The sequence below is a fragment of the Micromonospora sp. WMMA1363 genome (assembly GCF_030345795.1).
Lineage (GTDB): Bacteria > Actinomycetota > Actinomycetes > Mycobacteriales > Micromonosporaceae > Micromonospora.
This window is the reverse complement of the sequence record NZ_JAUALB010000001.1, coordinates 5300199-5326748: the sequence shown is the minus strand read 5'-3', so window position 1 is coordinate 5326748 and position 26550 is coordinate 5300199. Positions and strand designations below refer to the sequence as shown.

The window sequence follows — 26550 nt, the reverse complement described above, 5'->3', positions numbered from 1 at the left end:
CAGTCGCAGGGATTCCCGACCATGGCACAGGACAGCGACGCCGGCCCGGCCCGGGCTGGGGAGACCCCTGGCCGGGCCGACGTCGTGCGCCGAGCGTCGCGGGCGTACCTCCGCTCAGCTCGCCCTGGGCCAACGGGGCGCCGTGGCCGGGGTGGAACGGCCCGGACCGGCCGGCCGCACCCCGGGCCGCGCGCCCGGCCCGACCACCCGGGCAGCCGCCTGGCCACGAACCGGGTACCCGGGACGCGCCGGCGCGGCGGCTGCCGTTCGGGGCGGCGCGGTGCCGGCGGAGCGCGCCGCCACCGGAGCCGCGTGTCGCGCCGGCGCGGGTCCGTTCACGGTGAACGGGAACGGCACGTGCACGAACGGGTTGCCGTGCCGCACCAACGCGTCGATCTGCCGCTCGTTGAGGCCGTGGGTCAACAGCACCCGTCGACCCCAGCGGTGCAACCGGCACGGGTAGGTCGCACCGTCGTTGCGGCACAGCGGCCCCGAGGGCCACTCCTCCGCCGTGTGCACGACGACCGCCCGGACCGCGAGCCGGACATCCTCGGGGGTCAGCGGCACCGGGACCGGTACCTCGCCCAGTACCTGATCGATGGGATCCGTCGACTGCTCACCAACTCGCACCGTAGGCCTCCCGCAGCTCCGGTAGCGGAGCGGCAGACGCGCCGCACCACATCCTCGGTCGTAGGTACGGCGACCGCCGCCGGAAAGTTCAATCCGGCTTGCTCGAACCATGCCGAGCGGCCAGAGCCAGCCGGGGACGGTGGACCAGTCCCCCAGCCGGTGGGCGAGCGCGGGGTAGAGCAGCGTCCACACGGCGGCCGGCACCAGGGTCAGCCGGTCCCCCCGGGGGGGGCGGCGTAGCGTCCGCAGCGGACCGAGCCCGCCGAGCACGGGGAACACGAGGGCGATCCCGATCCTCACCCAAACCGGAAACGCCTGGCCGTCGCCATCGGTTCCACCTCGGATACGCCGAGCAGCCGCAGCCCGATGCCGTCGACGGCACGGTCGGTGTTGCCGAGCACCACCACGCCCCGCCCGGTGGCCCGTTCGAACCCCACGTAAGCCCGGAACCCGCCGGTGCCGCCGTTGTGCCACACGACCTCCCGGTCGCCGTGGCGGGTGGTGAACCAGCCGTACCCGACGCGATCACGTTCGTCCTTGGTGAAGCGGGGCGTGGCGGCGTCGGCGCCGGGCGCGGTGCCGGCGAGCATCGCCGCGATCAGGCGGGCCAGGTTGTCCGCGGTCGACCAGACGCCGACGCCGGCGGGCGCGTACCCGCCGCTCACCCAGGGGTCGGCGAGCCGACCGCCGGCTTTGGAGCCGACCGCCCGGTCCGGCGGCAGGCCTTCCCCGGCGATCATCGTGTGCGTCATGCCGAGTGGCCGGAGCACCTGCTGGTCCAGCAGGTGCGGGTAGTCGGTGCCGGCTTGCGCGGCCAACGCCTGCCCGAGCAACGCCATGCCCACGTTGGAGTACGACACCTGCCCGCGTCCCTCGCCGGGCGCCTCCTCGTTCGCCGCGGCCACCAGCCGCTCGGCGTCCCAGCGGGCGTACGGGTTGCCGGCGATGAGGTTGGCCCACGAGATCCGCGCGATCTCGGGCACCGACAGCGCCAGCCGGGGCAGCCCGGAGCGATGGCTGGCCAACTCGGCGAGGGTCACCTCGCGGGTGGGGCCGGCGACACGGGGCAGCGCGCTGGCGAGCGGATCGTCGGGGTTGACGGCCCCGGCGGCGGCCCGCTCGGCGAGCAGCATGCCGGTGAGCGCCTTGGTGACGGAGCCGATCTCGAACGGCGTACCCGCCTCGACGGGCGCGCCCGCCGGGTCGCGGTCGCCCAGGCCGGCGGTGCGGACACGCCCGCTCTCCACCAGGGCGACGGCGAGGCCGCGATGCCCCTCGGGGTCGCCCACCGCGCGTCGGGCGGCGGCGGCGAGATCGGCATCGCCGGTCTGCTGCGCGGTCAGCCGCGGTGCGCGGGGCAGCAGTCCCGCGGCGGCGACCGCCGCGACAGTCCCGACGCCCAGGGCGATGATCATCGGCTTGCGCAAGGGAGCTCCTGACGAGTCAGCACCGCGAGGGGTGCGATGGCACGGATCGGGTGTGGAGCGGCGAGGCGGGGTGCGTCAAGCGCGGGGCTCGGCGACCGGGACAGCACAGGTCGTTCGGCGGGCAGCGCCGCCCGGGTCGGCCGACTGGTTGCACCGTCAGCGGGCGGCGGTGAGGATGGCCAGCAGGGGGACGACCCGTCCGGCGGGCACGGTGTGCCGGCCCCGCCCCGTGCTGCGCAGCCAGCCGGCAGCGGTGAGCTGACGCAGGTGGTGGTGAAGCTGACCGGTGGTGCCCAGCCCTTCGATCTCGGCCAGTTCGCTGGTGCCGTGCCGGCCACCCAGCACCTCGCGCAGCAGTCGCAGCCGCACCGGGTTGGCCAGGGCGGTCAGGGTCGCGGCCAGCTCGGTCCAGTCGGCGGTGAGCACGTCGTCGACGAGCAGCCCGTCCTGCCAGTCGTAGTGCTGGCCGTCGAGGTGGACGGTCCCGGTGTAGAGCACCGCGCCGCTGCCGTCCGCCGGCAGGCGCTGCTTGAGCCCGTCGAGTGCCCACAACGCTCCGTCGGCTGGTGTGGGTGCGGGTGCGCCGGCAGCCGGCGCCGCCACGCCGACCTGCTCGGTCAACGCGGCGACCTGCACCTCCAGTGCGGCCAACCGCTGCTCAACGTCCGCCATGCATCGATACTACGAACTTACGTATTACCGTGCAAGGGTTGATGTCGGCGGCCGGGGCTAGGCTGCGCCGCGGCGCGGCGGGAGTGGATCGCCGCGGAGCGGAGGGAGTGGACTGATGACGCGCTGGGTCGCGCTGCTGCGCGGGGTCAACGTCGGTGGCGTCCGCGTCGGCATGGCGGATCTGCGCCGGCTGGTCACCGGCCTCGGCCACAAGGACGTGCGGACGTACCTGCGAAGCGGCAACGTGGTGTTCGGCAGCGCGGTCCGCGACCCCGGGGCCCTGGCTCGGGGCATCGAGCGGGCGCTCGCCGACGAACTGGACGTCACCGTTCCGGTGCTGGTCCGCAGCGCACACGAGATGACGACGATCGCGGGCGGCAACCCGTACGCCGACCGGGAGGCCGACCCGACCCGGCTGCTCGTGGCTTTCCTCGCCACCGCGCCGGAAGCCTCGGCGGTGGCCGGGCTGGCGGCGCCGGCCGGCGAGACCGTGGCGTTCACGGTGACCGGGCGGGAGGTGTTCCTGCACTACCAGGACGGTGGCTACGGACGGTCGAAGTTCACCAACGCACATCTGGAGAAGAGACTCGGCGTTGTAGCCACCACCCGGAACTGGCGGTCGGTGCGCGCGCTGGCTGAGCTGGCGGCGTGACGGCCCCACCCGCAAGCGGCGGTCCGCCGACGTCGGTCACGCCACAGCACGTCGGAGACGACGTCCTACAACCGCAGCTTCCCGGCGTCGTTGAAACAGGCGATCGACCACGCTTCGACCAGTGGCAGGTCGAGCCCGCCGGTTTCTGTCGTACTGCTGCGGTTTTCTGGTTCCGCACGCGGTCGACCGGCCCCGCGGGTCTTCGCCGCGCCGCGCACCGTGACCGTCCGCGTCGTCGTCGGCGTCGACCTGTACCGCGGCGAGCCCGCCCGGCAGGCCGAGGACCGGCGGCGCCGGGACGGCGCGGTACTGCTCGACCAGCTCACGTGGTGGGGCTGGCGCTGCGGACGGCAGCGCGGCCCGCCCGTGCAGCTCCTGACAACCCGGACAAGAGAGGTAGAGACATGAGTACGCGCACCACCGGCCTCGCGGTCGAGGCTGCGGGCCTCCGCAGATCGTTCGGGGCAACCCGGGCGCTCGACGGCCTCGACCTGCAGGTCCCGGCGGGCACCGTCTACGGCCTGCTCGGTCCCAACGGGGCGGGCAAGACCACCGCCGTGCGGGTGCTGGCGACGCTGTCGCGCCCCGACGGTGGGACGGCCCGGGTGTTCGGCCACGACGTCGTCGGCGAGGCCGACGCGGTCCGGTCCCGGGTGAGCCTCACCGGTCAGTACGCCTCGGTCGACGAGGATCTGACCGGGATGGAGAATCTGGTGCTCCTGGGCCGCCTGCTCGGCCTGCGCAAGCTGCCCGCCCGACAGCGGGCGGAGAGCCTGCTCGCCGCGTTCGGGCTGACCGAGGCGGCGGGGCGGCAGGTGAAGAAGTACTCCGGCGGCATGCGGCGGCGCCTCGATATCGCGGCGAGCATCCTGAACACCCCGGACCTGCTGTTCCTCGACGAGCCGACGACCGGCCTGGACCCGCGCAGCCGAAACCAGGTATGGGAGATCATCCGGGCGGTCGTCGCCCACGGCACCACGGTGCTGCTCACCACGCAATACCTGGACGAGGCCGACCAGCTCGCCAGCCGCATCGCGGTGGTCGACCACGGCCGGGTGATCGCGGAGGGCACCCCGGGCGAGTTGAAGTCGTCGGTCGGGTCGGGCACCGTCCACCTGCGACTACGCGACGCCGGGCAGCGACCCGACGCCGAGAAGGTGCTACGCGCGGCGCTCGACGTGCCGGTGCAGCTGGAGCCGGACCCGGTGGCGCTGACCGCCCGGGTCGGTGGCGAGGGCTCCGACCTGGCCGCCAGCGAGCAGGCCGCCCGCGCCCTGGCGGATCTGGCTCACGCGGGCATCGTCGTCGACGACTTCTCCCTCGGCCAGCCCAGCCTGGACGAGGTGTTCCTGGCCCTGACCGACCACCCCGCGACCCCGACCGACGAGCGGGGCGAGCAGCTGGAGGCAGCCCGATGAGCGACACCGCGACGACCACGACCGGGCGGGCGCCGACCGTCTACGTCCCGTCGGCCGAGGCGCTGGCCACCGTCCTCGCGCCCGGGGCACGACCGCCGAGGCCGGGCCCGGTGGCGGCGTCGCTGACCTTCGGGTGGCGGGCCATGCTGAAGATCAAGCACGTCCCCGAGCAGTTGTTCGACGTGACGGCGTTCCCGATCATCATGGTGCTGATGTTCACGTACCTGTTCGGCGGTGCCCTCGCCGACAGCCCCCGGGACTATCTTCAGTTCTTCCTGCCGGGCATCATGGTGACCAGCGTCGTGATGATCACTATGTACACGGGGCTCGGGCTCAACAACGACATCGAGAAGGGTGTCTTCGACCGCATCCGGACGCTGCCGGTATGGCGACCGGCCGCCCTGGTCGGGATGATCTTCGGCGACGTACTGCGCTACGTTCTCGCCGCCGTGGTCATCCTCGGCGTCGGGCTGGTGCTGGGCTTCCGCCCCGACGGTGGGCCGCTCGGCGTGCTGGCCGGGATCGGCCTGCTGGTGGTGTTCTCGTTCGCGTTCTCCTGGGTCTGGACGTTCTTCGGCCTGACCCTGCGCAGCGAGAAGTCCGTGATGGGGGTCAGCATGGTGGTGCTGTTTCCGCTGACCTTCCTCAGCAACGTCTTCGTCGAGCCGGCCACGATGCCCGGTTGGCTCCAGGCGTTCGTCAAGGTCAACCCGATCTCGCATCTGGTGGCCGCGGTCCGGGCGGTGATGGCCGGCTCGTCGGACCCGACGAGCACGATGTGGCTGCTGCTGTGGAGCGCCGGCTTCGTGATCGTCTTCGGCACGCTGACCATGCACCGCTACAACCGTCGATGAGGATGGCGATCGATCTGTTGGCCACCCGGAAGAGCCGACCCGACCTGAGTCGACGACAAAGACCAACCTGACCCGACCTCATCATGCTCTAAGCTTCCCCATCGGCTAAGCTTAGGGAACAATGACGGAAGAAATCTACTCGGTAGAGCAGGTGGCGGAGCGGCTCGGCCTGCACGTACGCACGGTGCGCGGCTACATCCGGTCGGGGCGGCTGCGGGCGGTGCGGATCGGCAAGCAGTACCGGATCGCCGCGCGCGACCTGGCGGCGCTGACCGGTGCCGAGCCGGCCGCCGGCTCCGCCGGCCCGGTCGAGGTGTCCAGCATCGTCCGCGTCGACGGCGTCGACCGGGCCGCCGCCGACCGGCTCGGCACGCTCCTGCAGGCCGGGGCGGCCACCCGCCACCACCCCGGTCCCCCGCTGCGCCTCCAGAGCCTGCACGACGACGAACGGAACCGGATGACCCTCATGATCCTCGGCGACCCGACCGCCACCGCCGACCTGCTGCGGCTACTCGACTCGGTACTGGACGGGGTGATCGGCCATGACTGACGGGCGGCGAGCCGTGGCTGACCACATCCAGCAGCGGGCCGGCGTATCCGTGCTGGTACTCGACCCGGCCGGGCCGGTGATCGCCACCGAGCGGGACGCGCTCGACCTGATCGGGTCGGCGTTCCTCGGCGCACAGGCGGTGGCCGTGCCAGCGAGCCGGCTGGACACACGATTCTTCGCGCTGGGCACCCGATTCGCCGGGGAGATCATGCAGAAGTTCGTGAACTACCGGCTACGGCTGGCGATCGTCGGGGACATCGCGGCTCACCTGGCCGAGTCGGCCGCCCTGCGCGCCCTGGTACACGAGTCCAACCGGGGCGGGCACGTCTGGTTCGTGCCCGACCTGGACACACTGGACGAGCGACTGCGCGGGGCGGCCTGAGCGATCCCACCGTCAGCGTCATGCTTCGTCCCTGCCCGCTGGTCAGCGGCGCCGCTCCCACACCCGGTACGTGACCAGATTCGGATCGGCTCGGAGCTGCTTCTGCGTGAATTTGATGGTGTCCCAGCCCTTACCCGAGTACAGCCTGGTCTGGTCGGCGTACCAAGGCGACGTCGGGTTGGCCGACTGCGAGTAGGTCAGGATCTGCCGGCCCGTCGGCCCGGTGCGGCCCAACTCGACGGCCATCAGGAACGACGTGCCGTGCCGGACCTTCGGATAGCCGACGCCGGACTCGAACCCACCGATGATCATGTTGAAGACGCCCGCCTCGGCACGGCCGCCGTGGATCGGGATACGCTCGGCACCGCGCGGCTCGGTCTGCAGGTCGCCGAGGCGGGCGTCGAGCGGGATGCCGGCCAGCTTGCCGACCGCGTCGGCGAGGGCGGTACGTACTCTCGGGTCGTCGACGGCGAGCCGGCTGGGCGTGCCGAGCGGGGCCGCCGGGTCGAACGGGTCGGCGAAGCGCAGCCCGCCGGCCAGGGCGAACTCGGTGAACAGGTGCGCGCCCCGGCTGCCCAGGTCGACCCGCAGGTCCCAGCCGCGCAGCGCGGCGCAGGCGGCGGTCAGGTCGACGGTGGTGCCGTCGGAGGCGGTCGCCGCCGACCGCGCCTCACAGACCCGGACCAGGCCGTCGCGGACCAGCTCGCCACCGTACGCCCGGTTGCCGAGCGTCACGTCCCACAGCTTGCCGGTGGTGAAGCGCTTCCCGGGGAGCCCGTCGGTGCCGGCGAGGCGCTGCCGTACCTGCTGCACGCCGAGCCGGGTCCGCAGGCTGCGCCGGGTCCGCTCGTCGCCGACGATGCGCGGGTAGCCCTCCAGCCGTTGCGCCGGGTTGGCCAGCCAGTAGCTGTCGTTGGAGTTGGTCACGTAGTCGCCGCGAACCAGAGTGGGCAGGTTGGCCGGGCCGAGGATGCCCGGCACCGCGGCGTCCGGGTCCCGGCCCAGCTCGCACGATGAGCGGGACCCGTCGAGGACGGCCTGGCCGCTGCTCGCGTACAGGGGCTGGAAGGAGTCCGGGATGCAGGCTGCGGCAAGGGAGTCGGTCACCCGGGGCACGACGGAGTGGTCGGCGTAGAGGGCCCGGCCGTCGCGGTCAGCGGCGATGACGTTGACCCAGGGCAGGAACTGCCGCTGGTTCAGCACCGCCCGCAGCTCGCCCACCGACCTGGCGCGCCCCATGGCGAGCCAGCCGTCGAGCGCGCGGTTGTTGGTGGCGTTGGCGTCGGTGATCGCGTACGCGGAGGTGGCGGTCCAGTCGAAACGGCCCGGCACCACGACGACCGGGCCGAAGTGGGTGTCGTAGAGGGTCCGGCTGACCGGGCCGGCGGGGGTCTGGACGGTGACCGTGCGGGCGGTCATCTCGCGGGGCTGGCCGTCGTAGAGATAGCTGGTGGGGTCGCCGGGCACCAGGGCCAGCCGGTGCCAGGCGAACCGGCGGGCGGTGGAGACGGTGTGGCTCCAGGCGATCCGGCCGTTGTGGCCGATCTCGACGAGTGGGTCGCCGACCAGCGCCGCACCCTCGACGTCGTACCGGCCGGGCACCTTGAGGTGCATCCGGTAGAAGCGTTCGGCACCGTCCCACGGGAAGTGCGGGTTCGCCAGCAGCATGCCTGCACCGCTGGCGGTGCCGTCCCGCCCCAGTCCGTACGCGTTGCTGCCCACTCCGGCCGGCGCACCGTCCCGGGCGGCGACGACCGCCTCCGCCTGCGGGGCGCTCGCCGGCACGCCGATCCCGCCGGCGACGGGTGGCGCGCCGATCCCGCCGGCGGTGGGTGGCGCGGCGGCGACGATGCCGTCGGCGAGTGCGCCGGAACTGGCCCGGACCATCCGAGCCCAGCTCGCCCGCCACATGTCCAGCTCGGTGATCGGGCGTACCCAATCCTTCCCGGCGCAGGCCGGGTCGGTGATCTTCTTTGTGCCCCGGAGGTACCGGTTGTAGCCGGCGACGAAGCCGCGTACCTGGTCGCGTACCTCTGTGGAGGGTGCCCGGATACCGTCGCGGGGTCCGTCGAGCAGCCGCTCCGCGGCCCGGTCGTCGATGGCCTTCTGGTGGAAGAGGTCGCTGCCGACGTTGCCGGTTTCCGCGCCGAACCAGCGGGACCGTTCGGCGCGGACGGTCACCATCCGCTCGGCGATCAGGCAGACGTTGTCTTCGGCCTGCGCGTAGCCGACGCCGAAGCCGAGGCTGGCGAAGTCGCGGCCGGTGATGTGCGGTACGCCGTACGATGCGCGCTGGATCAGGGCGGAGTAGCCGTGGCCGTGGGCTACGGCGGTGCCGCCGGCGACGGTGAGACCGGCGGCGACCAGTCCGACGGCGGTGGTGGCGGCGGCAAGCCGGCTGGGCCTTCGACCAGTTTTCTTCATGCGACGTCCTCTCCGAGGTGTCGACTGTCCACACCCAACCGACGCTAGTGATGAAAGTTACTCAGGTCGCCCATTGATCGCCACGAGTCTCATCGGGGTTCGCCCGGAGGGATCCGCACGGTCCGTCGTGGTCGTTGGGGTGGTGGCAGCGTTGTCCGTCGTCGGTTCGGGTGTCGCACCAGACGCGGGTGCGGAGGAACTGGTGGTCTTCCTCGCTGAGGGTGGTCTCGCCGAAGTCGATGACGGTGAGGTGCCCGAGTGAGTCGCGTAGTGCCGTGGCCAGTGTGGTGGTTTCGTCGAGGCTGGTCAGTGTGGTGGGTAGGTGGATGATCCAGCGCGGTGTGGTCATCGCGGCCACCTGCTGTTGGCCGTGCCGGGTGTGCCGGTGCCTGTCGCATCAGGTGCGTTGGTGGGGTGGTGGTGGCAGTGGGTGTGGCGGGTCTGCCATTGGCGTAGGGCCTGGCGGATGCGTTCGGATTCGGTGTTCGCGGTGGTGAGGTCGCGGTGTAGGCGGTCGAGTTCGTCGGCGACGCGGTGTAGGTAGTCGTGGACCTGGGTGGGGTCGAGGCCGCGCCAGCGGGTGTCGAAGGTGGCGGCGCGGACGTGGTGCGGGTGTGGGCGTTGCCCGGTCAGGTAGATCATCGGTGCGGCGCCTGGTGCTCGGTGATCAGCTGTTGGACCTGCCGGTCGGTGAGGCCGCGTTGGTCGAGGACGCGTCGGCCCCACCGGTGCAGCCGGCAGGGGTGCGGCGCGTGGTCGTTGCGGCAGCGTGGGCCGTCCGGCCACGGCTCGGCGGCGTGCACGGTCAACGCCCTGACGGCGAACCCGACGTCCTCGGCGGTCACGTACGGCGGCAGCGGCAGCTCACCCATGACCTCGTCGATCGAATCCATGTCCCTCCAATGAGTTCAGGCGACGCCAGGGCCGACGGAAACGGCCGCCGTCGCTCGGGTCGACACGGCAGGAGCGCTAACCCGCCCGAAACGACGTACCCAGCATCGGGGCGGAGCTGGTCAGAAACCACAGCGTCGGAGGGGCCTGTCTGATGCAGAAATGTAGCGTCTACGTACAGCCGATCGACGGAGTGCTATTACAGTGGCAGCGAAGTGGAGGGAGCTCAGCCGTGGCCTTGAAGCGACACCGGCTCTGCCAGCGGCGCAAGGCGCTCGGATACAGCCAGGAGCGTCTGGCTGACCTCCTCGGCGTGGAGCGGTCGACTGTGGTGCGCTGGGAGAATGCCGACACAGACCCGCATCCTTGGCATCGAGCCCGAATCGCCTCCGCATTGAAAGTTTCGCTCGAACAACTCGACAACATGCTCGTTGACGTGTCGGTGGTAGCGCATCGCGGGCGGGCCATGAATAACATTACGCGTCATCCCGGCTCCGCCTCAGCCCGGCCGGATCTCTTGGACCGCCTCCGGACCTTTCTCGCCAGCTATCTGATAGAGCCTACTCGGCCGGCACAGTCGCTTGTCGAGATCCGGCGATCTGTAGGCAGAGTGCACGGTCTCTACCAGAGCGCGAGATACACGTGCGCCGCTGACCTGCTGCCAGACGTGCTCGGCCAGGCAACGGCCCTGACCAGCAGTGCCCCCGGCATCCACCGCAGCAGCGCCTTTCGACTGCTCGCCGCCGCCTATATCGCCGCATCAAAGCTCGCGGCCAAGGTGGGTGATGGTGATGCGGCTCTGCTGACTGCTGACCGCGCGTCCACCGCCGCCCGTCTCGCGGACGATCCGGCGCTGGCTGCGGTTGCCGCATGCCAGGCAGCCTGCGGGCTCATGCGGCAACCAGGAAGGGCAGCTGAGGCGGAGCAGGTAGCGGTCGGCAGCCTCGACCGCTTGACTTCGGCCCGTCCGGTCACCGATCCCGACCTTCTATCGGCTCAGGGCGCGCTGCTGCTTCTGGCTGCCGTCATGGCGGCCCGGCAGGGCAACCAGAAGCAGGCAAGCCAGTTCCTGACCCGGGCCGAAGGCCTGGCGACAACGTTGGGCGCTGACCGTAACCGGCTCTGGACCGGCTTTGGTCCGACGAACGTCGTCATCCACGCGGTGTCCGCCGCCGTTCGCGCCGGCAACGCGGACCAGGCCATACAGATCGGGACACGGCTCGACACGTCGCGACTGCCGATGATGCTGGTCGGCCGAAGGGCGCAAGTGCACGTCGACCTGGCGGCGGCAGCGCTGATGTCCTCCGGCGACAGCTCGATTCCGGTGCTGCACCTACTCGAAGCCGAGCGGGTCGCCGCCGAGGTGGTCCACGCGAACGTGCAGGCCCGCACGCTCCTGCTCGACCTGCTGGCGAGGCAGCGAGGGACGGCAACACCAGGGCTGCGGCCACTCGCAGGGCGGGCCGGTCTGCTGGCATGAACCAACCGCGTGTGCTTGCCCTGCTCGTCTGTGCCGCACCTCCGGTGCTGCGGATCGGTGACCTTATCGACCTGCTACTGGCGGACGGCTGGACCGTCTGTCTCACCGCGACGCCGACCGCCGCGACCTGGATCGACCGGGAGGCACTTGCCGAGCAGACCAGCTACCCCGTCCGAGTGGACTGGCGGAAACCCGGTGAGCCGGAGCCGCATCCGCCGGCCACGGCCGTCGCCGTCGTACCTGCCACATTCAATGTGATCAACAAGTGGGCTCAGGGGATCAACGACACACTCGCGCTCGGCATCCTCAATGAGGCGCTCGGTGCAGGCGTGCCGCTCTACGCGTTCCCGAACGTCAAGGATCAGTTGGCTGCCCACCCGAGTTACGACCCGCACCTGCGGCTGCTGCAAGACGCGGGTGTCATCGTGGCAGCGCTACCCGCAGAACTCGACTGGCACGGGGTCGTCACCCGGCTCCGAGGCTCTGGTTGACGCCGTGCGGCGGAAGTATAGTCAGCGCTGGCAGGCCTCCAAACCAATGGCCGTATCGAACTGCCCACTTCGTGGGCCGCCGCACCCGTGACCATCGGCGTGGATCAGGTACATTACGCCTCAACCCTCGCCGAAGAGTTCCGCAGAGCGGACTCCCAGATGGGCGCTGATTCGCTCTGCGACGCAGCGATCCACGCGCATGAACAGTTGTCGGCCTGGGCGGCCAACGCGTCATACAGCCAGGAGACGTCATTGCTCGGGCCGGTACGAAGGTGAGACGGGTGGAGAAGGTGCCACCGGCTGGCCGCAGCGAAACGTGTCGTACCCCGGTCGTAGCTTGTGCCCATCCGACGATCAGCCCCGTCCGGTCGGGCCCTGTCCACCCGGCGGCCGGAGCGCCCACGAGGAGGCTTCGATGCTCGACCACCTTGGCATCCAGGTGCGTGACCTGCCCGCCAGTCTCGCCTTCTACGACGCCGTCCTGGCCCCGCTCGGTGCCCGCCGCCTGATGGAGTTCCCGGAGGCGGTCGGGTACGGCAGCAGCTCCCCCAGCTTCTGGCTCAGCCCGCTGGGCGGTGCGGCCGGGGGCGTCGAGTCGCACGTCGCGTTCACCGCGCCGGACCGGGCTGCCGTGCAGGCGTTCCACGACGCCGCGGTGGCGGCCGGCGCCGAGGTGCTGCACGCCCCTAGGCTCTGGCCGGAGTACCACGCGACCTACTTCGGTGCGTTCGTCCGCGACCCGGACGGCAACAACGTCGAAGCGGTCTGCCACCACCCGGAGTGACTGCCCGCCGCGGGCCGGGCGCTCCTCGGCACGGCGAGCCCTGATCGATGACGGAGTGACCGCCGGGTGGGCCCCCGCCGCGAAAGCCATGACAGCGGTGGTAGCCGTTGGTTGGCCGGCCCCCGCACCGACCCACGTCGCTCGGCAACGGGTCACGGGCGGTGCGGTGGAGTCCGCCTGCGGCCATCCGCGCGACGTCAGCGCCGGAACGCGCGGCGGACGCCGCCGTGCGCCCCGCACGCCCGGGGACTGCCGCCGGCGAGGCTGACCGAGCCGTTCCTGCACTGCACCAGGTAGCCGCGGCCGGCCCAGAAACCGGGCACGCAGTCGAACCAGTCGCACACGTCGGCGGCCGGCTCACGGATCCGGCTGCCGTCGCAGAAGCCGTACCCCATCGGGTTGGCCGGCGCCCCGCAGAGGCCGCCGGACGGAGTCGCGGGCGACCGGGACGCGCGGCGCGATGTCGGTGACGCGACGGCCTCGGCCGAGACGGTCTCCGTCGGGACGGCTTCGGTCGGGGTGGCTTCGATCGAAATCGCGGTAGGTGCGGGCGTCGCGGCGACCGCGACCTCCGAGCGGGTCGGGTCGGACGGGTCGGACTCCAGCAGCGCCACCGGCACCAGCAGCGCGATGCCGGCGGCGACGGCGACGGTGCGCCGGCCGCCGGGCACGAAGCCGCTCAGCCGCGCCTGAGCGGGCGTGGCGATAGCCGGCCTGAAAGGCTTGAGCTGGGCGTGTTCGGCGATCGCCTCGTCGAGCTGGGCGATCACGAAGCTGCGCTGCTCGATCGCGTCGGCGAAGGCCAACGTCAGCTTGAACCGGAAGTCGGCCGCCACGTCGACCGGGAGCAGCAGCCCGGAGGCGCGACGCCGGTCGAGCACCTGGATCAGCGTGACCGGCGCGGACGCGTCGTGCGCCAGGCCGGTCATCTTCGCGTACGTCCAGTCGCGGCGGCCGCGCCCGCCGAGCAGCGCCAGCCGGCGGTTGGTGATCACCGCCATTCCGGCGCCGGCGACCCGGAGGCCGTCGGGTCGCCGGTTGCGCAGCGCCGCGCGCTGCGGGGTGACCGTTAGGTCGGGCGCGGGCAGCACCCCGCTGTGCCGCACCTCGACCAGCTGAGCGGCGGGCAGCACCCAGAAGACCACCTCGCCGGGAGCGAGTTCCAGAGGAAGGCCGGCGCCCGCGTCGGCCGAGCCCTCGAGTTCGGCGGCGAGGGTACGCAGGCGGCGAAGTTCCTCGTCACGCCGTCGCCATGCCTCGTCGGCGTCGCGGAACACCCGCCGCCGCTGTTCGTTCTGCCGCTGTGCCCAGCGGTACCGCCAGGTCGAACCCGTCGAATCAGTCATTGCCACGCCGACTCCTCCGCCGCGTAGGCCACCAACCGGGGTGTCACATCTGACAACTCCGGTCCGGCCTGCACGGGGACGGGTTGCGAGGTGCAAATTGCCCAATCAGTGGAGCAACCTGGACGATAGGGTGGTTTCGCCAAACCGATTCATGTTCTCGGGCGTGTCACAGTCACCGCTCGGTTTCCCCCTACCGCCCGGCTCATGGTGGGTAACGTCAGCGACGTGTGACGCTCGCGGAGCGAGGGGGTGGAATCCATGACCGGCACGCTCCCGAGCGTCGTGGTCGGCGTCGACGTGGGCACCACCAGCACGAAGGCCATCGCGTACGACACCAGCGGCCACGAGCTCGTCCACCACTCGGCCGGCTACCCACTCGACGAGGTCCAGCCGGGATACGCCGAGCAGGACCCGCGACGCATCCACGCCGCTGCCGTCGAGGCAATCCGGCGCACGGTGGCCGATCTGGACCGGCCGGTCGCCGCGCTGTCGTTCAGCAGCGCGATGCACAGCTTGATCGGGCTCGACGCCGCCGGCGAGCCGCTCACCCCGTCGGTCACCTGGGCCGACGCGCGGGCCAGCCCGCAGGCGGAGCGGTTGCGGGCGGGGCCGGGCGGGCTGGCGCTGCACCGGCGCACAGGAACCCCGATCCACCCGATGGCACCGCTGCCGAAACTTCTCTGGCACGCCGAGCAGGACCCGAAGCTCTTCGCCCGGATCGCGTACTGGGTGGGCATCAAGGACTGGTTGCTGCTGCGGTTCTGCGACACGCTGGTCACCGACCACTCGCTCGCCTCGGCGACCGGCCTACTCGACATCCACACGCTGTCCTGGGACTCCGAGGCGCTGAGCATCGCCGGGATCACCGACCAGCAGCTGCCGGAGCTGGTCCCAACCACACGGGTGCTGCCGGGTTTGAACCCCTGGACCGCCACGGCGACCGGGCTACCCCGGGACACGCCCGTCGTGGTCGGAGCCGGGGACGGGCCGCTGGCGAACCTGGGGCTGGGCGCGGTCGCCCCGGGTGTGGCCGCATGCTCGATCGGCACCAGCGGGGCGATGCGGGTGATGGTCGAGCGGCCCAGCATCGACCCGCTCGGCGGGGTGTTCTGCTACGCGCTCACCGAGCAGCGCTGGGCGGTCGGTGGTGCCATCAACAACGGCGGCGTCGTCCTCAGCTGGACCGGCGACGCACTCGCCCCCGATCTCGGTCCCGACGCCAAGGAGAAGCTGCTCGCGCACGCGGAACAGGCACCGGTCGGCTCCGGGGGTCTGCTCATGCTGCCGTACCTGCTCAACGAGCGGGCCCCGCACTGGTCTGCCCTGCCCAGCGGCGCGTACGTGGGGTTGACCCACCGGCACCGCCGCGCGCACCTGGTCCGGGCCGCGCTGGAGGGGGTCTGCCAGCAGCTCGCCCTGGTACTCGCATCGATCCGGGCCGCCGGCAACGAGGTCCGCGAGATCCGGGCCAGCGGCGGCTTCGCCCGCAGTCCGCTGTGGCGACAGATGCTCGCCGATGTGCTCGGCACGCCGGTGCACTTCCCGGCTGGCCACGAGGGATCCGGCTTCGGCGCCGCCCTGCTCGGCATGGAAGCGATCGAGCTGGTCGCTTCCATCGACGTCGCAGCCGACCTGGTCGAGATCGAGCAGACGGCGTACCCCGATCCGGCTGCCGCCGCCACGTACGCGTCGCTGCTGCCGCTCTTCTCCGGGCTGTACGAGGCGCTCGTCCCGACCTACCAATCGCTGCGCCGGCTCGCTCCGGGCCTGCCACCGGAGCGAGCACCAGCGCCACCACCCGCCTGACGATCGCGGGCCGGCTGGCCGAAGCCCGTCACGGAGCCTCGACGCTGGAGATCATGTAACGGTGGACCTCCGCGCCGCGGATCGCCACCTGCTGCTCCTCGGTCGGACCGGAGCTTCGGAAGGCGAGCAGTTCCTCCTCGGACTCCCAGCGCTCGTAGACGTTGACCCTGCCGGGCTCGACCAGGTCCGGGCTGATCGCGAAGTCGACGCAGCCGGGAGTGGCGCGGGCCACGGTCACCACCTCCACGCATCCGGCGAGGTAGTCGTCCCGGTCTTCCGGGTCGACGTACAGGCTTCCGGCGACGATGAACACGTGTCGAACCTCCGCTTGGTAGACAATCCTGCCGAGCACCGTCCCACAGACCACCGACACCCGCCACAGCCTTCCACGGACGTCGATCGCCTGGAGCTACGGCCTCCGGCTTCCGCCGGAAGCAAGACCCCACCGCACGGGCTGAGGAACACCGACGGCGGCGGCGACCGACGGCCGGCCGCAGCCCGGACGGGCGCATCGCCCGGGCCACGGTACGTCACGCCCGGCTGATCGCGTTGGCGTGGATGGCCTCGGCGAGATACTCCGCCGTACCCGGCCGGATCTTCTCGTAGTACTCGGTGAACCGCGGGTCCCCGACGTACATGTCGGCCAGGCAGGTGTGCAGCTCGTACGAGCAGTCGTAGAACCATCGGCTGATGATCTGCCGGTGTTCCTCGGCCAGCTTCATCGCCGCCGGGCTGTCCGCGGACGCGCCGGACGCCATCACCTCGACCAGCCGGCGGCTCCAGTCGTCGTTTTCTGCCTTGTTGCGCAGCCAGTCGTCCTTGGAGTAGCCGGCGGTGCGCCGGGCCGACTCGCGATACGCCTCGGTGCCGCCCCACCGCTGCTCCGCCTCCTCGGCGTACACGTCCGGGTCGACGTCGCCGAAGACCTCGAACCGCTCTTCCGGCGTCAGCGGGATGTCCATCTTCCGTGCCTCCATCGCGAACTCGATCGCCGCGACCATGTCCTGGAGCTTCCCGATCCGCGCGGTCAACAGCTCGTGCTGCCGGCGCAGGTGCTCAGCCGGGTCGCTCGCCGGGTCGTCCAGGATCACGGCGATCTCCTCCAACGGGAAACCCAACTCCCGGTAGTAGCGGATCAACTGCAACCGCTCCAGGTCCGCGTCGTCGTAGCGCCGATAGCCGGCGCTACTGCGGCCACTCGGCGACAGCAGGTTGATCTCGTCGTAGTGGTGCAGCGTCCGGACGGTCACGCCGGCCGCCTTCGCCACCTGTCCCACCGTGTAGGCCATGGTTTCCCTCCCTTCCGCGATCCAGGATTCCGCCTCCCGTTACGTGAGGGTCAAACGCAAGGAATGCCCTTTCCTGACGCCCCTGTAAGAGGGTTCCCCGTCAACAGCTCGGCAGCGCAACGGTGCGGCGCACGGGCGGAGCAGCCCGACACAGCGAGCACCATCACGCACGTCCTCGTCCAGAGCACGGTCCGTAGCCCCCGCGGTGAAGCCGGAATCGGCGAGCCGACCGGCCCCGGCCGACGCGGAGCCGCGCCGGCCCTGCCGGTGCAGGGCGAAGGGTGTCCCCTCGACTGACGTCGAGGGGACACCCTTCGGATCCGGTTCGCCCACGGGTCTCAGCTATGCCTGGGGCATCGGACGGAGCAGACAGGAAGCTACCGTGCGCCTTGCCCGGCGCCCCAGTCGCGATCGCGCCCGTCCCGGGCCCCTAGGTCCTCGCCCAGGCCCACCTCGCCACGGCCCTCAGGACGGCCCAACTCGCCCAGGCCCACCTCGCCACGGCCCTCAGGACGGCCCAACTCGCCCAGGCCCACCTCGCCACGGCCCTCAGGACGGCCCAACTCGCCCAGGCCCACCTCGCCACGGCCCTCAGGACGGCCCAACTCGCCCAGGCCCACCTCGCCACGGCCCTCAGGACGGCCCAACTCGCCCAGGCCCACCTCGCCACGGCCCTCAGGACGGCCCAACTCGCCCAGGCCCACCTCGCCACGGCCCTCGCGGTCCGTCTCCTCGTCGGTCAGGATCTGGCCACGGATCTCGCCGACCTGGTACTTGTCGGTCTTCACGTCGACGTACGTGACGCCGGCCCTGACCGCATCGACCACCTCGTCGAACTCGCCGGGCTTGATGCCCTGCCCCTCCGGGCCGACGACGTCGCCGGGCCTGATCGTTCCCTCGAACGTGGCAGAGGTCTCCGGGCACTCCCGACCGCCCTTCGGCGCACCACCCTCCGCGCCCTTCGGACCCGAGCAGAGGAAGGCGATGATCCCTCCGCTCTGGTGCTCGCTCCCGAAGTGGATGTGCACTTGCTGGACCTTCCCCTCAAGGTCCGCGTAGCTGAGCCGATACGTGATCTCCTTCTTTCCCTCGTCGACCTGCGCCTCGAACCGACCGCTGCCCGACGTCGAGAGCGTCAGCGGGTTCGCCTGGTAACCGTCGAGCATCGCCTGAACCTTGAACCGCTCAGCCCGCGAGTCACCAGGGTCACCGGGGCCACCCGGGCGACCCGGGCGACCCGGGCCACCGAGATCACCAGGGCCACCCGGGCGACCCGGGCCACCGAGATCACCAGGGCCACCCGGGCGACCCGGGCCACCGAGATCACCAGGGCCACCCGGGCGACCCGGGCCACCGAGATCACCAGGGCCACCCGGGCGACCCGGGCCACCGGGATCACGCGGCTCACCCCGGGAGTCACTCCACTCACGGGAGCCGGGGAGGTCGCCCTCCTCGTAGCCCATGGCCGCGCTCCCTGCGGCGGCGGTGGAAACGACTGCTGCGCCGGCCACCAGCGCAACTGCCCACAGTCGGGTACGTCCCATCATCACTACTGCTCCTCACTAGGTCATGCCTGGCCAGACTCATCCACAGAGCACCGTCTATCCAATGAGGACGCCGACGGTGGGGCGCCGGTCAACCGCGAACTGAAGTGTGATGAACTACAGCACTCGGCCGAAACAGCACCTTTGGTGAGATAGTCACACATTCACGACGCGAAGGTGAGGTTCTTCGTAAACCAGCCATCAGGGGATTCTTCGGACAGGTCCGACTGGGGCGACGATCCCACGCATCCTGGACCCCCGGATGCGAAACCCGGACGCCGCCCGCGGCTGACCGGGTCGAAACCCGGACGACCCCGGTGACCCGCCGCACAAGCAGCGGCCACCACCCGCAACGACGAGAGCGAGGCTGACGCCCCCGGGAGGAGCAGCGAGCGGGACGAGCCTGGTTTGCCTTCCGCGCATGCGTAGGGACGCTCAGCCGGCCGCTTCCTCCGGCTCCGACACCCCGCACCGTGCGTTCACTGTCAGTAGCGACGAAGGCTGCGCCAACCAGCGGCGCGGCCTTCGGATGGCAGTGGTCAGGGCAACCAGTCGGGACGCAGTGGGTAGCTCGTATCGCCGGCCGGGCCGGTCCGGGTCGCGAGCACCTGGTGCAGCTGGATGCTGTTACCTTCGAACGCCATCCGGGAGCCGGCCATGTACAGGCCCCACACCCGGGCGGTACCGGCACCCACCTCCGAGACGCAGAAGTCCCAGTTAGCCCGCAGGTTGCGGCACCAGGCGGCGAGGGTCAGCGCGTAGTGCCGCCGCAGGTTCTCCTCGTGGTGTATCTCCAGCCCCACGTCGTGGATCTCCGAGATCACCCGGCCGGGACCGCACAGCTCACCGTCGGGGAAGACGTACCGGTCGATGAACACTCCCGAGCGGTGTGGCGCCCGGTTGTCCACGCGGGTGATGCAGTGGTTCAGCAATCGCCCGTCGGGCCGCAGCCGGTTACGCAGAAAACCGAAGTACGCCGGGTAGTTGCGCACCCCGATGTGCTCGGTCAGCCCGATCGAGGAGACCGCGTCGAACTGCTCGCGTGGCGCGTCCCGGTAGTCCAGATGGCGCACCTCCGCCAGGCCGGTCAGCCCCTCACGTTCGATCGCGTCCTGCGCCCACTGCGCCTGCGCCCGCGACAGGGTCACCCCGAGCGCCTTGACGCCGTACTCCCGGGAGGCGTGCCGGACCATGCCACCCCAGCCGCAGCCCACGTCGAGCAGCCGTATCCCGGACTTGAGCGCGAGCTTCTGCGCGACCAGGTCGTACTTGGCCGCCTGCGCCACCTCCAGCGTGTCGTCCGGGGACCGGAACACCGCGCAGGTGTATGTCATGGACTCCCCGAGCACCTTCTCGTAGAAGGCGTTCGACACGTCGTAGTGGTGCGAGATCACACTGCTGTCCCGGGAGCGGGAGTGCCGCAGCCCGCTCAGGACTCGCTTCCATCGGGGCAGCGCCTCCTGCGGCGGGGGCGGTGGCGGCAGCAGCCGCTCCCAGCCGAGCCCGCGCACCAGGTGCAGTGCCTCGGCCACCGGCGGGACGCGCAGCCGCACCTGGTCCTTGACCACCCGCAACGCCTCGTACGGATCGCCCGGGTGCACCCCCTCCAGGCCGAGGTCGCCGCTCACGTACGCCCGCGCCATGCCCAGGTCACCCGGCGCCGTCAGCAGGTACGACAGGCCGCGTTCGGAGCGGATGGCGAGAGTGATGCCGGCGTCGGCCGGGCCGACGGCACTGCCGTCGTACCCGGTGACCCGAACCGGCAGCGGCCCGGTGGTCATCGCGCGGATGATGTCGGCCACGGTCGGACCCGGACGCCGGCTCCCCGCCGACGGTGTCGCCGGAACGCTCGCCGCTCCCTGATCTCGATCGATGAGGCTCATGCTCGTGCTACCGCCTTTTCGTACAGTCCGGTGAGCCGGTGATCCGGGTCGTAGCGGTCCTTGACGGCCCGCCAGGTGTCGCCGCCGTAGAGCCGGTCGAACACCGCCCGGTCGTAGTAGGCGTCGGAGTAGAGCGACTTGTGCCCGCCGAGCTCCGACACCTCGCGCTCGACCGCCCGGTTCACGTCGCCGTCGACGGCGCCCGGAGCGACCGGCACGCTCCCCCAGAAACCGATGTTCACGTAGTCCTGCCCCGGCCGCAGCGGGTACAGCGGCCAGGCCCGCGCCGACCCACGGCCGGACGGCTCCCGCAGCCGCAGCGGGCAGAGCCAGACCGGGGTCATCCCCACCGTCCGGGCGAACCAGCGCAGGAACTCGGCGGTGCGGCTCAGCGGGATCTCCACGTCCTGCACCACCCGCTCGCGCGCCGGCTGGCCGCGCCACCGGTCGATCCGCGCGGCCACCTGGTGCCGGTGCTCCAGGCGGACCAGCCGGTGATAGACATCGCTACGCCGCCAGCGCGCCGGCCAGATCCGCCGCACCACCGGGTGCTGCACCCCGAATGCCGCGGAACACCAGAACCAGTCGGTGTCCCAGCGCCACAGATAGTCGTACGCCGTCAGGGCGTCGCGGGTGCGCCGGCGCAGCGACCGATAGTAGATGTTCTGGCCGGTGTAGTCGCTGACCGGCCCGGTGTCGTCGGCGAACCTGGCGAGTACCAGGTACGCCTCGCCGGGGCTGAACATCACCCCGTCCATCGCGTTCACCGGCTCGCCCGCCCAGGACCGGGTGGCGATCACCTCCGCGACCGCGTCGGCCAACTCCTCCAGCCGGCTGAACCGCACGTTGCGCAGGGCCACCTCCGGGCCGACCGGTTGCAGCTCGATGCGCAACCGGGTCGCGTACCCGAGGCTGCCCAGCGAGTTGGGAAACGCGGCGAACAGGTCGGCGTGCTCCCCCTCCGGACGGGCCGTGACGATCTCACCCGCCCCGGTCAGCACGTCCAGCTCGGTCACCGACTCGTGCGGCAGCCCGTTGTGGAACGAGGTGGACTCGATGCCGAGGCCGGTGACCGCCCCGCCCAGCGTGATCGTGCGTAGCTGCGGCACGACCAGCGGCATCAGCCCCTGCGGAAGGGTGGCGTCGACCAAATCCTCGTAGGTGCACATGCCCTGCACGTCGGCGGTGCGGGCGGCCGGGTCGACGTGCAGGACCCTGCCGAGCCCACTCACGTCCAACCCCGGGGCCCGGGGCACGCTGCGCGGGCGAAACAGGTTGGTGGTGCGTTTGGCCAGCCGGACCGGCTCCCCCGGGGGCACGGCCGCGTACGACCGCCGGAGACGGGCCACCGCCTGGTCATGATCACGCACGGCATACATGAGATCACCTTACGCTGTCGGCGCCCACCACGGTGGGACGTCCACGATGGCCACTTCGCGTCCGCCGGCTCCGCACGGCAACGGGCGGCGGACCCGGAGCTCGAGGCGAAGATGATCTGCGACCGGGCGGCGCCCTGCAAGCCCGTCCGGGTCGTCGACTGAGTCACGCCTTGGTCCGGCGGGCTGGCCGGGGACCCGGGCAGTGGGTCAGGATGCCGGTATGTCCGTCCCCGAAGGTCCCGACCCGACCGGCACGATCTACCGCCGCCAGGCCACCCGTCCCGGGCTCCCGCGCGACCCGCTGATGCGGGCGGCGGCTCTCGTGGGCGTGGTCGGGCTCCTACTCGGGGCCTTCTTCGCCGCCGGTGTGCTCGGTGGCGGCGGGGATCCGCCCGCGCTGCCGGTGGCCGCGGATACCCCGTCGGTCACCGCCTCCACCCCTGCACCGAGCGAACCCGCCCCCACCGGCCCGGCGTCCCCGTCCCCCACTCCGAGCGCCGCCCCGACCACCCCGCCCGTGTCGCTCACCGGCCCCACGGTGTTCCGCACCGTGGCGTCCGGTCACTGCCTCGGTGTGGACGGCAGCGAAGAGAAGGCGGTCGCGAAGCTCGCCGACTGCACCGGCGGCCCCGAGCAGCGGTGGGTCGCCAACCCGGTCGGCGCGGGCCTGGTGACGTTGACCAACGAGGCGTACGGGATGTGCCTCGACGTCGAGGGCAACAACGGCGACGATGGGGCGAAACTCCAACAGTACCCATGCCACGGCGAGGCCAACCAGCAGTGGCGACTCGTGCCGACCGGTGGCGGGGCGGTGCTGCTCGCGGCGCTGCACAGCGGCCGGTGCGCGCGGCCCGACGACGGCGGCACCGAGGCCGGCACCGACATCCGGCAGACCACCTGCGCGGGCGTCCCCGAGCAGCAGTGGCGGCTCGGTTGACCGGTCAGTCCCCGGTAGCGCCACGCCCGCCGGGCCGGCGCGACGATCGGCACGGGTAGCACCGGCACCCTCGTCGGGGTAGCGGCGAACGAAGCGTGGCCGCGGCACGGAACTCCCACCCGCCCCGCCGATCTTGCACGTCCGGGTGGCAGTTCGCCCCTCCCGGCCCGTTCCGTCCGGCGGAAAGCGCACGATCGCGGGGCTTCCCGGGGCGGGTCAGGTATGGGGGCGCAGGGTGCGGAGGTGGGCCAGGTGCCTCGGGAGATGGACGCGGGCGTGCAGGTCGAGCACACGACCCCAGGGCAGCGGCTCGTCGACGTTGAGGTCGTAGCCCTCGCGCAGGTGGGTGTCCACGGGCGTCTCGGCGGCCGGACCGAGCCCGTCCACCAGGGTGACCAGCTCTTGACTGGTGGCACGCAACAGGGCAGCCAGGCCGGCCAGGCCGCCGTACTCGGCGACCAGCGAATCGACCTCGGGCCGGTGCACCGTCTCCAGGTCGTAGTACGCGTACGGCGATCCGGCGATGACCGCCTCGGTCGCCTCGATCATCAGCTCGTCGTTGGTGACGAGATGGGCGACGGTCTGCTCCGCCCCGAGCTGTCCCTCCGGCGGCGGCCCGAAGCCGCCGGCGTCGATCACGGCGAGCAGTTCCTCGTACGTCCGCCGTAGCCTGTCCACCTCCACCGGCTCAGGCTAGCCGCGATCAGCGGCCCGGCGGGCCGGACTCCGTACGCCGGCCGGTGGCCAACGGCGTTCTGGATACGGGGTCGGCCCCGGCACGCCGGCCTGACCTGATGCCGCCGGAAAGTTCCACCACCGGGCGGCCGGCGTGATCGGGTGCAGCGGATGCTCGTTGAGCACCGATTCGGCGATCACCGGCGTCCATTCGTCGAGGAGCCCGGCCAACGACCGGATCAGCCGGGTCTTGCCCTGGCCCCGCTCGCCGAGCAGCACCATGTCGTGGCCGGCGAGCACCGCCCGCTCGACCTCGGGCAGCACGGTCTCGTCGTATCCGACGATGCCGGGGAACCGGTCGGCGCCGGCGCGCAGCCGAGCCAGGAGGTTGTCTCGGAGTTCCTGCTTGACGGTACGGTACCGGTGGCCCGCCGCACGCAGCTCGCCGAGCGTGCCGGGCAGGTCGGCGGGCGGGACCGGGGTAACCGGGGAAGGCGCAGTCACCCGGCCAACGCTATCTCGGCGGCCCGCCGGCGACCGGCGCGACAACCGGCTTCAACACGGGGTTCACCGACGGTTCAGCCGGACCGGCACCACCGGCGCGAGGGCCGCGTCGACGGCCGACTGCTGCGCCTCGTCGCTGTACGTCCCCGGGTCGACGGCGGCGAGGGTGTTGAGCCCCTCGACGAGTGCGACCAGGGTTGTGGCGGTTGCGGCACAGGCGGCCGGGGCCCGGTCCGGACAGGCGGCGGCGACCAGCCGCCCGATCCGGTCCACGAAGGAGCGGTTGTAGCGCCGGTGCAGCTCGGCCAGCACCGGATCGGCCAGCGCGGCGGCCAGGAAGCCGATCCACACCCGGGCCTCCTCCCGCTTCTCCTCGGTGATGGACGCCGCCTGGAGGAGCACCGCCCGCAACGCCTCGATTGGATCAGCGGACGCCGAGGCGGCGGCGTCGGCCCGCTCCCCGGTGCGCTGATGCAGCAGCTCGCGGGCGTGTGCAAGCAGGGCACGCTTGTCGACGAAGGTGTGCAGCAGCATGCCGGTGGTGCAGCCAGCGCGTTCGGCGACCGCCCGCAGGGTGAGGCCGGCCAAGCCGTGCTCGGCGAGCACCGACCAGGTTGCCGCCGAGAGCTGCTCCTGCTGGCCGGCCAGGTCCCGCCGTCGCCCCACCGCGCCTCCCCTCGCCACCGCTCATCCGGTAGCGTAACATCCGTTACGGTAACGCCTGTTACGGAATTGAGGCAGCATGAACCAGATCATCTCGGTGGGCAGCATGAACCAGATCATCTCGGTGGAACAGGAACCGTGGGAGTCGGCCGACGCCAGCCGGCTGCGCGCCGCGCAACGCGCCGAGCTGGACGCCCGCTACGGCAACGACGACCACGAGCCGGGCGAGCCGCCGAACGGTGAGACAGTCAGTGTTTTCCTGGTCGCCCGCGACGCGTCCGGGACCGCGCTGGGCTGCGGCGGCCTGCGGTTCCTTCGCGACCGGGAGGCGGAGATCAAGCGGATGTACGTCGAGCCGCCCGCCCGCGGCACCGGCGTGGCGACCGCCATCCTGCGCGCCCTGGAGAATGCGGCCCGCAGCGCGGGTGTACGCACCCTGGTGCTGGAGACCGGCACCGCCCAGCCGGAGGCGATGCGCTTCTACCAGCGGGAAGGATACCGCCGGATCGACAACTTCGGCCCGTACCGGGGCGAGCCGCTCTCCGTCTGCTACGCCCGCGACCTGTCCTGACGCCCTACCTACCTCCTGACGCCCACGCCGCGGCTGCCACCGGCTACCGGCCTACCGGCCGCACCAGAAACGGCCCGGCCGCCATGTTCCAGTTCATCGGGGTCGACGCGCGGGAGCGCGCCGATCCATGGTCGCCGCCCGGCGACGGCGATCAGCGCCCAGCCCGCGCCCGAAGCAGCCGCGGCAGAGCGGCCACACCGGTAATCGGGCGGAACGCGCGGGCGGCGGCGGCCAGAGCGGCGTCCTCGTCGTCGGCCAACTCGATCTCGGCGGCGGCCACGTTGCGCTCCAGCTGCTCCACGCCCGACGCCCCGGGGATCGCCACCACGTTCGGGTGGCGTAACAGGTACGCGAGCGCGATCTGGCTCGGCGTGGCGTCGTGCGCGTCGGCCACCTGCCGCAGCGTTTCGATCAGCGCGGCGCCACGCTCCAGGTTCTCCGGCAGGAAGTACGGGTTGGCCCGACGCGCCGCCCCGCCCGGCGGGTTCGTCGCGTCGTACCGCCCGGAGAGGAAGCCCTGCGCGAGCGGGCTGTACGCGATGACCAGCCGACCGGCCTGCCGCGCGTACGGGAGCAGGTCGTCCTCGGGCCGGCGATCGACCATGCTGTACCGCACCTGGTTACTCAGCACCCGGCGGCCCAACGCGGCCTCGGCCAGCTGCCAGCGGCGCAGGCTGTAATTGCTCACCCCGACCTCGCCGACCAGTCCGACGTCCTGCAACGCCCGCATGCCGCGCATCGTCGTGCGGTCGGCGACCAGCGGGTTGGGCTGGTGCACCTGGTAGAGGCCGATGCTGGTGACGCCCAGCCGGGCCGCCGAGGCGACCGCCCGCTGCTCCACCACCGGCGCCACCGGGAAAATCGGGTAAATCTTGCTGGCCACCACCACCTTCGCCCGGTCGTCGCCGAGCGCGGCGCCGAGGATCCGCTCGCTGCGGCCAAACCCGTACATCTCGGCGGTGTCGAACAGGGTGACGCCGAGATCTACGGCGCGCCGGACGATCTGCGCCGCCTGGCGCTCGTAGTCGGGGCCGTAGCCCCACTCCCGGGACCCGAACTGCCAGGTGCCGAGACCGATGACGGACAGGGGCTTCGGGGTGTCGAGCGGCACATAACGCATGTCTTCGAAACTACCGGGCCGAGTCCACCGTCAGCCCCAAGGCGACGGCGGCACACCCCGACCGGACACTCCTACCCCTTCGGCCCCCGGGAACTGGTAGGCGCTGTACCGGCATGGCGTCCACCTCCCCACCGCCTGGCACGGGCACAGGCGGCGAACAGCTCGACGCGAGTCAGAC

Annotated in this window: 29 protein-coding genes and 1 pseudogene; 12 read left to right on the top strand and 18 right to left on the bottom strand. The window is 71.6% G+C overall.

Annotated features, from left to right (window positions below):
* Positions 1–114: 114 nt before the first annotated feature.
* From QTQ03_RS24875 to QTQ03_RS24865, 3 genes are all read right to left on the bottom strand, one after another.
* Complete coding sequence (locus QTQ03_RS24875) at positions 115–930, bottom strand: hypothetical protein (protein WP_289280159.1); 816 nt, start codon at positions 928–930, stop codon at positions 115–117.
* Entirely contained in the window at positions 927–2057 is a 1131-nt protein-coding gene (locus QTQ03_RS24870) for a serine hydrolase domain-containing protein (protein ID WP_289280158.1), read from the bottom strand. Before QTQ03_RS24870 ends, QTQ03_RS24875 begins: the two co-directional genes overlap by 4 nt.
* A 156-nt stretch (positions 2058–2213) precedes the next feature.
* Positions 2214–2729 carry an ArsR/SmtB family transcription factor gene (locus tag QTQ03_RS24865; RefSeq protein ID WP_289280157.1) on the bottom strand — a complete coding sequence of 172 codons (516 nt, stop codon included), beginning with the start codon at positions 2727–2729 and terminating at the stop codon, positions 2214–2216.
* A 115-nt stretch (positions 2730–2844) separates the two neighbouring features.
* Here QTQ03_RS24865 and QTQ03_RS24860 point away from each other — a divergent pair, with 115 nt between their 5' ends.
* The 6 genes from QTQ03_RS24860 to QTQ03_RS24835 all read left to right on the top strand — a co-directional run bounded on the left by QTQ03_RS24860 (position 2845) and on the right by QTQ03_RS24835 (position 6585).
* Positions 2845–3381 carry a DUF1697 domain-containing protein gene (locus tag QTQ03_RS24860; protein WP_289280156.1) on the top strand — a complete coding sequence of 179 codons (537 nt, stop codon included), beginning with the start codon at positions 2845–2847 and terminating at the stop codon, positions 3379–3381.
* Positions 3382–3600: 219 nt separating this feature from the next.
* Positions 3601–3789, top strand: coding sequence for a hypothetical protein (locus QTQ03_RS24855; RefSeq protein ID WP_289280155.1), 189 nt, complete (start codon positions 3601–3603; stop codon positions 3787–3789).
* Complete coding sequence (locus tag QTQ03_RS24850) at positions 3786–4799, top strand: ATP-binding cassette domain-containing protein (protein WP_289280154.1); 1014 nt, start codon at positions 3786–3788, stop codon at positions 4797–4799. The genes QTQ03_RS24855 and QTQ03_RS24850 overlap by 4 nt, the downstream gene beginning before the upstream one ends.
* Positions 4796–5653: an ABC transporter permease gene (locus tag QTQ03_RS24845; RefSeq protein ID WP_289280153.1), complete on the top strand. Its 858-nt coding sequence runs from the start codon at positions 4796–4798 to the stop codon at positions 5651–5653. The genes QTQ03_RS24850 and QTQ03_RS24845 overlap by 4 nt, the downstream gene beginning before the upstream one ends.
* A gap of 121 nt (positions 5654–5774) precedes the next feature.
* On the top strand, positions 5775–6203 hold the full coding sequence (locus QTQ03_RS24840; RefSeq protein ID WP_289280152.1) for a helix-turn-helix domain-containing protein: 429 nt from the start codon (positions 5775–5777) through the stop codon (positions 6201–6203).
* Positions 6204–6216: 13 nt separating this feature from the next.
* On the top strand, positions 6217–6585 hold the full coding sequence (locus QTQ03_RS24835) for a DUF4180 domain-containing protein (RefSeq protein WP_289280977.1): 369 nt from the start codon (positions 6217–6219) through the stop codon (positions 6583–6585).
* 42 nt (positions 6586–6627) lie between these two features.
* Here QTQ03_RS24835 and QTQ03_RS24830 read toward each other — a convergent pair whose 3' ends face one another.
* From QTQ03_RS24830 to QTQ03_RS24815, 4 genes are all read right to left on the bottom strand, one after another.
* Positions 6628–9009, bottom strand: a complete 2382-nt coding sequence (locus tag QTQ03_RS24830) for an acylase (protein WP_289280151.1) — start codon at positions 9007–9009, stop codon at positions 6628–6630.
* Between the two features lie 61 nt (positions 9010–9070).
* Positions 9071–9358: a hypothetical protein gene (locus QTQ03_RS24825; RefSeq protein WP_289280150.1), complete on the bottom strand. Its 288-nt coding sequence runs from the start codon at positions 9356–9358 to the stop codon at positions 9071–9073.
* On the bottom strand, positions 9355–9651 hold the full coding sequence (locus QTQ03_RS24820) for a DivIVA domain-containing protein (RefSeq protein WP_289280149.1): 297 nt from the start codon (positions 9649–9651) through the stop codon (positions 9355–9357). Before QTQ03_RS24820 ends, QTQ03_RS24825 begins: the two co-directional genes overlap by 4 nt.
* A complete protein-coding gene (locus QTQ03_RS24815; RefSeq protein ID WP_289280148.1) occupies positions 9648–9902 on the bottom strand; it encodes a hypothetical protein in 255 nt (84 codons plus the stop codon). Before QTQ03_RS24815 ends, QTQ03_RS24820 begins: the two co-directional genes overlap by 4 nt.
* Positions 9903–10132: 230 nt before the next feature.
* On the opposite strand from QTQ03_RS24815, the gene QTQ03_RS24810 reads away from it, so the two are divergent.
* The 3 genes from QTQ03_RS24810 to QTQ03_RS24800 all read left to right on the top strand — a co-directional run bounded on the left by QTQ03_RS24810 (position 10133) and on the right by QTQ03_RS24800 (position 12655).
* Positions 10133–11380: a helix-turn-helix transcriptional regulator gene (locus tag QTQ03_RS24810; protein WP_289280147.1), complete on the top strand. Its 1248-nt coding sequence runs from the start codon at positions 10133–10135 to the stop codon at positions 11378–11380.
* A complete protein-coding gene (locus tag QTQ03_RS24805; RefSeq protein ID WP_289280146.1) occupies positions 11377–11871 on the top strand; it encodes a flavoprotein in 495 nt (164 codons plus the stop codon). The genes QTQ03_RS24810 and QTQ03_RS24805 overlap by 4 nt, the downstream gene beginning before the upstream one ends.
* 415 nt (positions 11872–12286) lie before the next feature.
* Complete coding sequence (locus tag QTQ03_RS24800) at positions 12287–12655, top strand: VOC family protein (protein ID WP_289280145.1); 369 nt, start codon at positions 12287–12289, stop codon at positions 12653–12655.
* Positions 12656–12852: 197 nt separating this feature from the next.
* On the opposite strand, the gene QTQ03_RS24795 is transcribed toward QTQ03_RS24800, so the two are convergent.
* The gene (locus tag QTQ03_RS24795; protein WP_289280144.1) at positions 12853–14007 is read right to left on the bottom strand and encodes a hypothetical protein; all 1155 of its coding nucleotides are present in this window, start codon (positions 14005–14007) and stop codon (positions 12853–12855) included.
* Between the two features lie 252 nt (positions 14008–14259).
* Between QTQ03_RS24795 and QTQ03_RS24790 the strand changes: the two genes are divergently transcribed.
* Positions 14260–15807, top strand: a complete 1548-nt coding sequence (locus QTQ03_RS24790) for a gluconokinase (RefSeq protein ID WP_289280143.1) — start codon at positions 14260–14262, stop codon at positions 15805–15807.
* 28 nt (positions 15808–15835) lie between these two features.
* Here the strand turns inward: QTQ03_RS24790 and QTQ03_RS24785 are convergent, their stop codons facing one another.
* The 6 genes from QTQ03_RS24785 to QTQ03_RS24760 all read right to left on the bottom strand — a co-directional run bounded on the left by QTQ03_RS24785 (position 15836) and on the right by QTQ03_RS24760 (position 21902).
* Positions 15836–16120 (bottom strand): putative quinol monooxygenase, encoded by a 285-nt coding sequence (locus QTQ03_RS24785; protein WP_289280976.1) that lies wholly within the window; start codon positions 16118–16120, stop codon positions 15836–15838.
* Between the two features lie 217 nt (positions 16121–16337).
* Entirely contained in the window at positions 16338–17096 is a 759-nt protein-coding gene (locus tag QTQ03_RS24780) for a MerR family transcriptional regulator (protein ID WP_289280142.1), read from the bottom strand.
* A 377-nt stretch (positions 17097–17473) separates the two neighbouring features.
* On the bottom strand, positions 17474–18262 hold the full coding sequence (locus tag QTQ03_RS24775) for a CHRD domain-containing protein (RefSeq protein WP_289280141.1): 789 nt from the start codon (positions 18260–18262) through the stop codon (positions 17474–17476).
* The gene (locus QTQ03_RS24770; RefSeq protein ID WP_289280140.1) at positions 18232–18504 is read right to left on the bottom strand and encodes a hypothetical protein; all 273 of its coding nucleotides are present in this window, start codon (positions 18502–18504) and stop codon (positions 18232–18234) included. The genes QTQ03_RS24775 and QTQ03_RS24770 overlap by 31 nt, the downstream gene beginning before the upstream one ends.
* 675 nt (positions 18505–19179) lie before the next feature.
* Positions 19180–20523 carry a class I SAM-dependent methyltransferase gene (locus tag QTQ03_RS24765; RefSeq protein WP_289280139.1) on the bottom strand — a complete coding sequence of 448 codons (1344 nt, stop codon included), beginning with the start codon at positions 20521–20523 and terminating at the stop codon, positions 19180–19182.
* Positions 20520–21902 carry an FAD-binding oxidoreductase gene (locus tag QTQ03_RS24760; protein WP_289280138.1) on the bottom strand — a complete coding sequence of 461 codons (1383 nt, stop codon included), beginning with the start codon at positions 21900–21902 and terminating at the stop codon, positions 20520–20522. Before QTQ03_RS24760 ends, QTQ03_RS24765 begins: the two co-directional genes overlap by 4 nt.
* Positions 21903–22122: 220 nt before the next feature.
* On the opposite strand from QTQ03_RS24760, the gene QTQ03_RS24755 reads away from it, so the two are divergent.
* A complete protein-coding gene (locus QTQ03_RS24755) occupies positions 22123–22839 on the top strand; it encodes an RICIN domain-containing protein (protein ID WP_289280137.1) in 717 nt (238 codons plus the stop codon).
* Between the two features lie 216 nt (positions 22840–23055).
* On the opposite strand, the gene QTQ03_RS24750 is transcribed toward QTQ03_RS24755, so the two are convergent.
* From QTQ03_RS24750 to QTQ03_RS24740, 3 genes and pseudogenes are all read right to left on the bottom strand, one after another.
* Positions 23056–23523: a hypothetical protein gene (locus QTQ03_RS24750; RefSeq protein ID WP_289280136.1), complete on the bottom strand. Its 468-nt coding sequence runs from the start codon at positions 23521–23523 to the stop codon at positions 23056–23058.
* Positions 23524–23655: 132 nt separating this feature from the next.
* A pseudogene (locus QTQ03_RS24745) lies at positions 23656–24018 on the bottom strand (magnesium chelatase); the annotation flags it as partial.
* Positions 24019–24081: 63 nt separating this feature from the next.
* Positions 24082–24684, bottom strand: a complete 603-nt coding sequence (locus tag QTQ03_RS24740; protein WP_289280135.1) for a TetR/AcrR family transcriptional regulator — start codon at positions 24682–24684, stop codon at positions 24082–24084.
* 112 nt (positions 24685–24796) lie between these two features.
* Here QTQ03_RS24740 and QTQ03_RS24735 point away from each other — a divergent pair, with 112 nt between their 5' ends.
* Positions 24797–25252, top strand: a complete 456-nt coding sequence (locus QTQ03_RS24735) for a GNAT family N-acetyltransferase (RefSeq protein WP_289280975.1) — start codon at positions 24797–24799, stop codon at positions 25250–25252.
* A gap of 151 nt (positions 25253–25403) precedes the next feature.
* Here the strand turns inward: QTQ03_RS24735 and QTQ03_RS24730 are convergent, their stop codons facing one another.
* On the bottom strand, positions 25404–26372 hold the full coding sequence (locus tag QTQ03_RS24730; RefSeq protein ID WP_289280134.1) for an aldo/keto reductase: 969 nt from the start codon (positions 26370–26372) through the stop codon (positions 25404–25406).
* Positions 26373–26550: the final 178 nt, after the last annotated feature.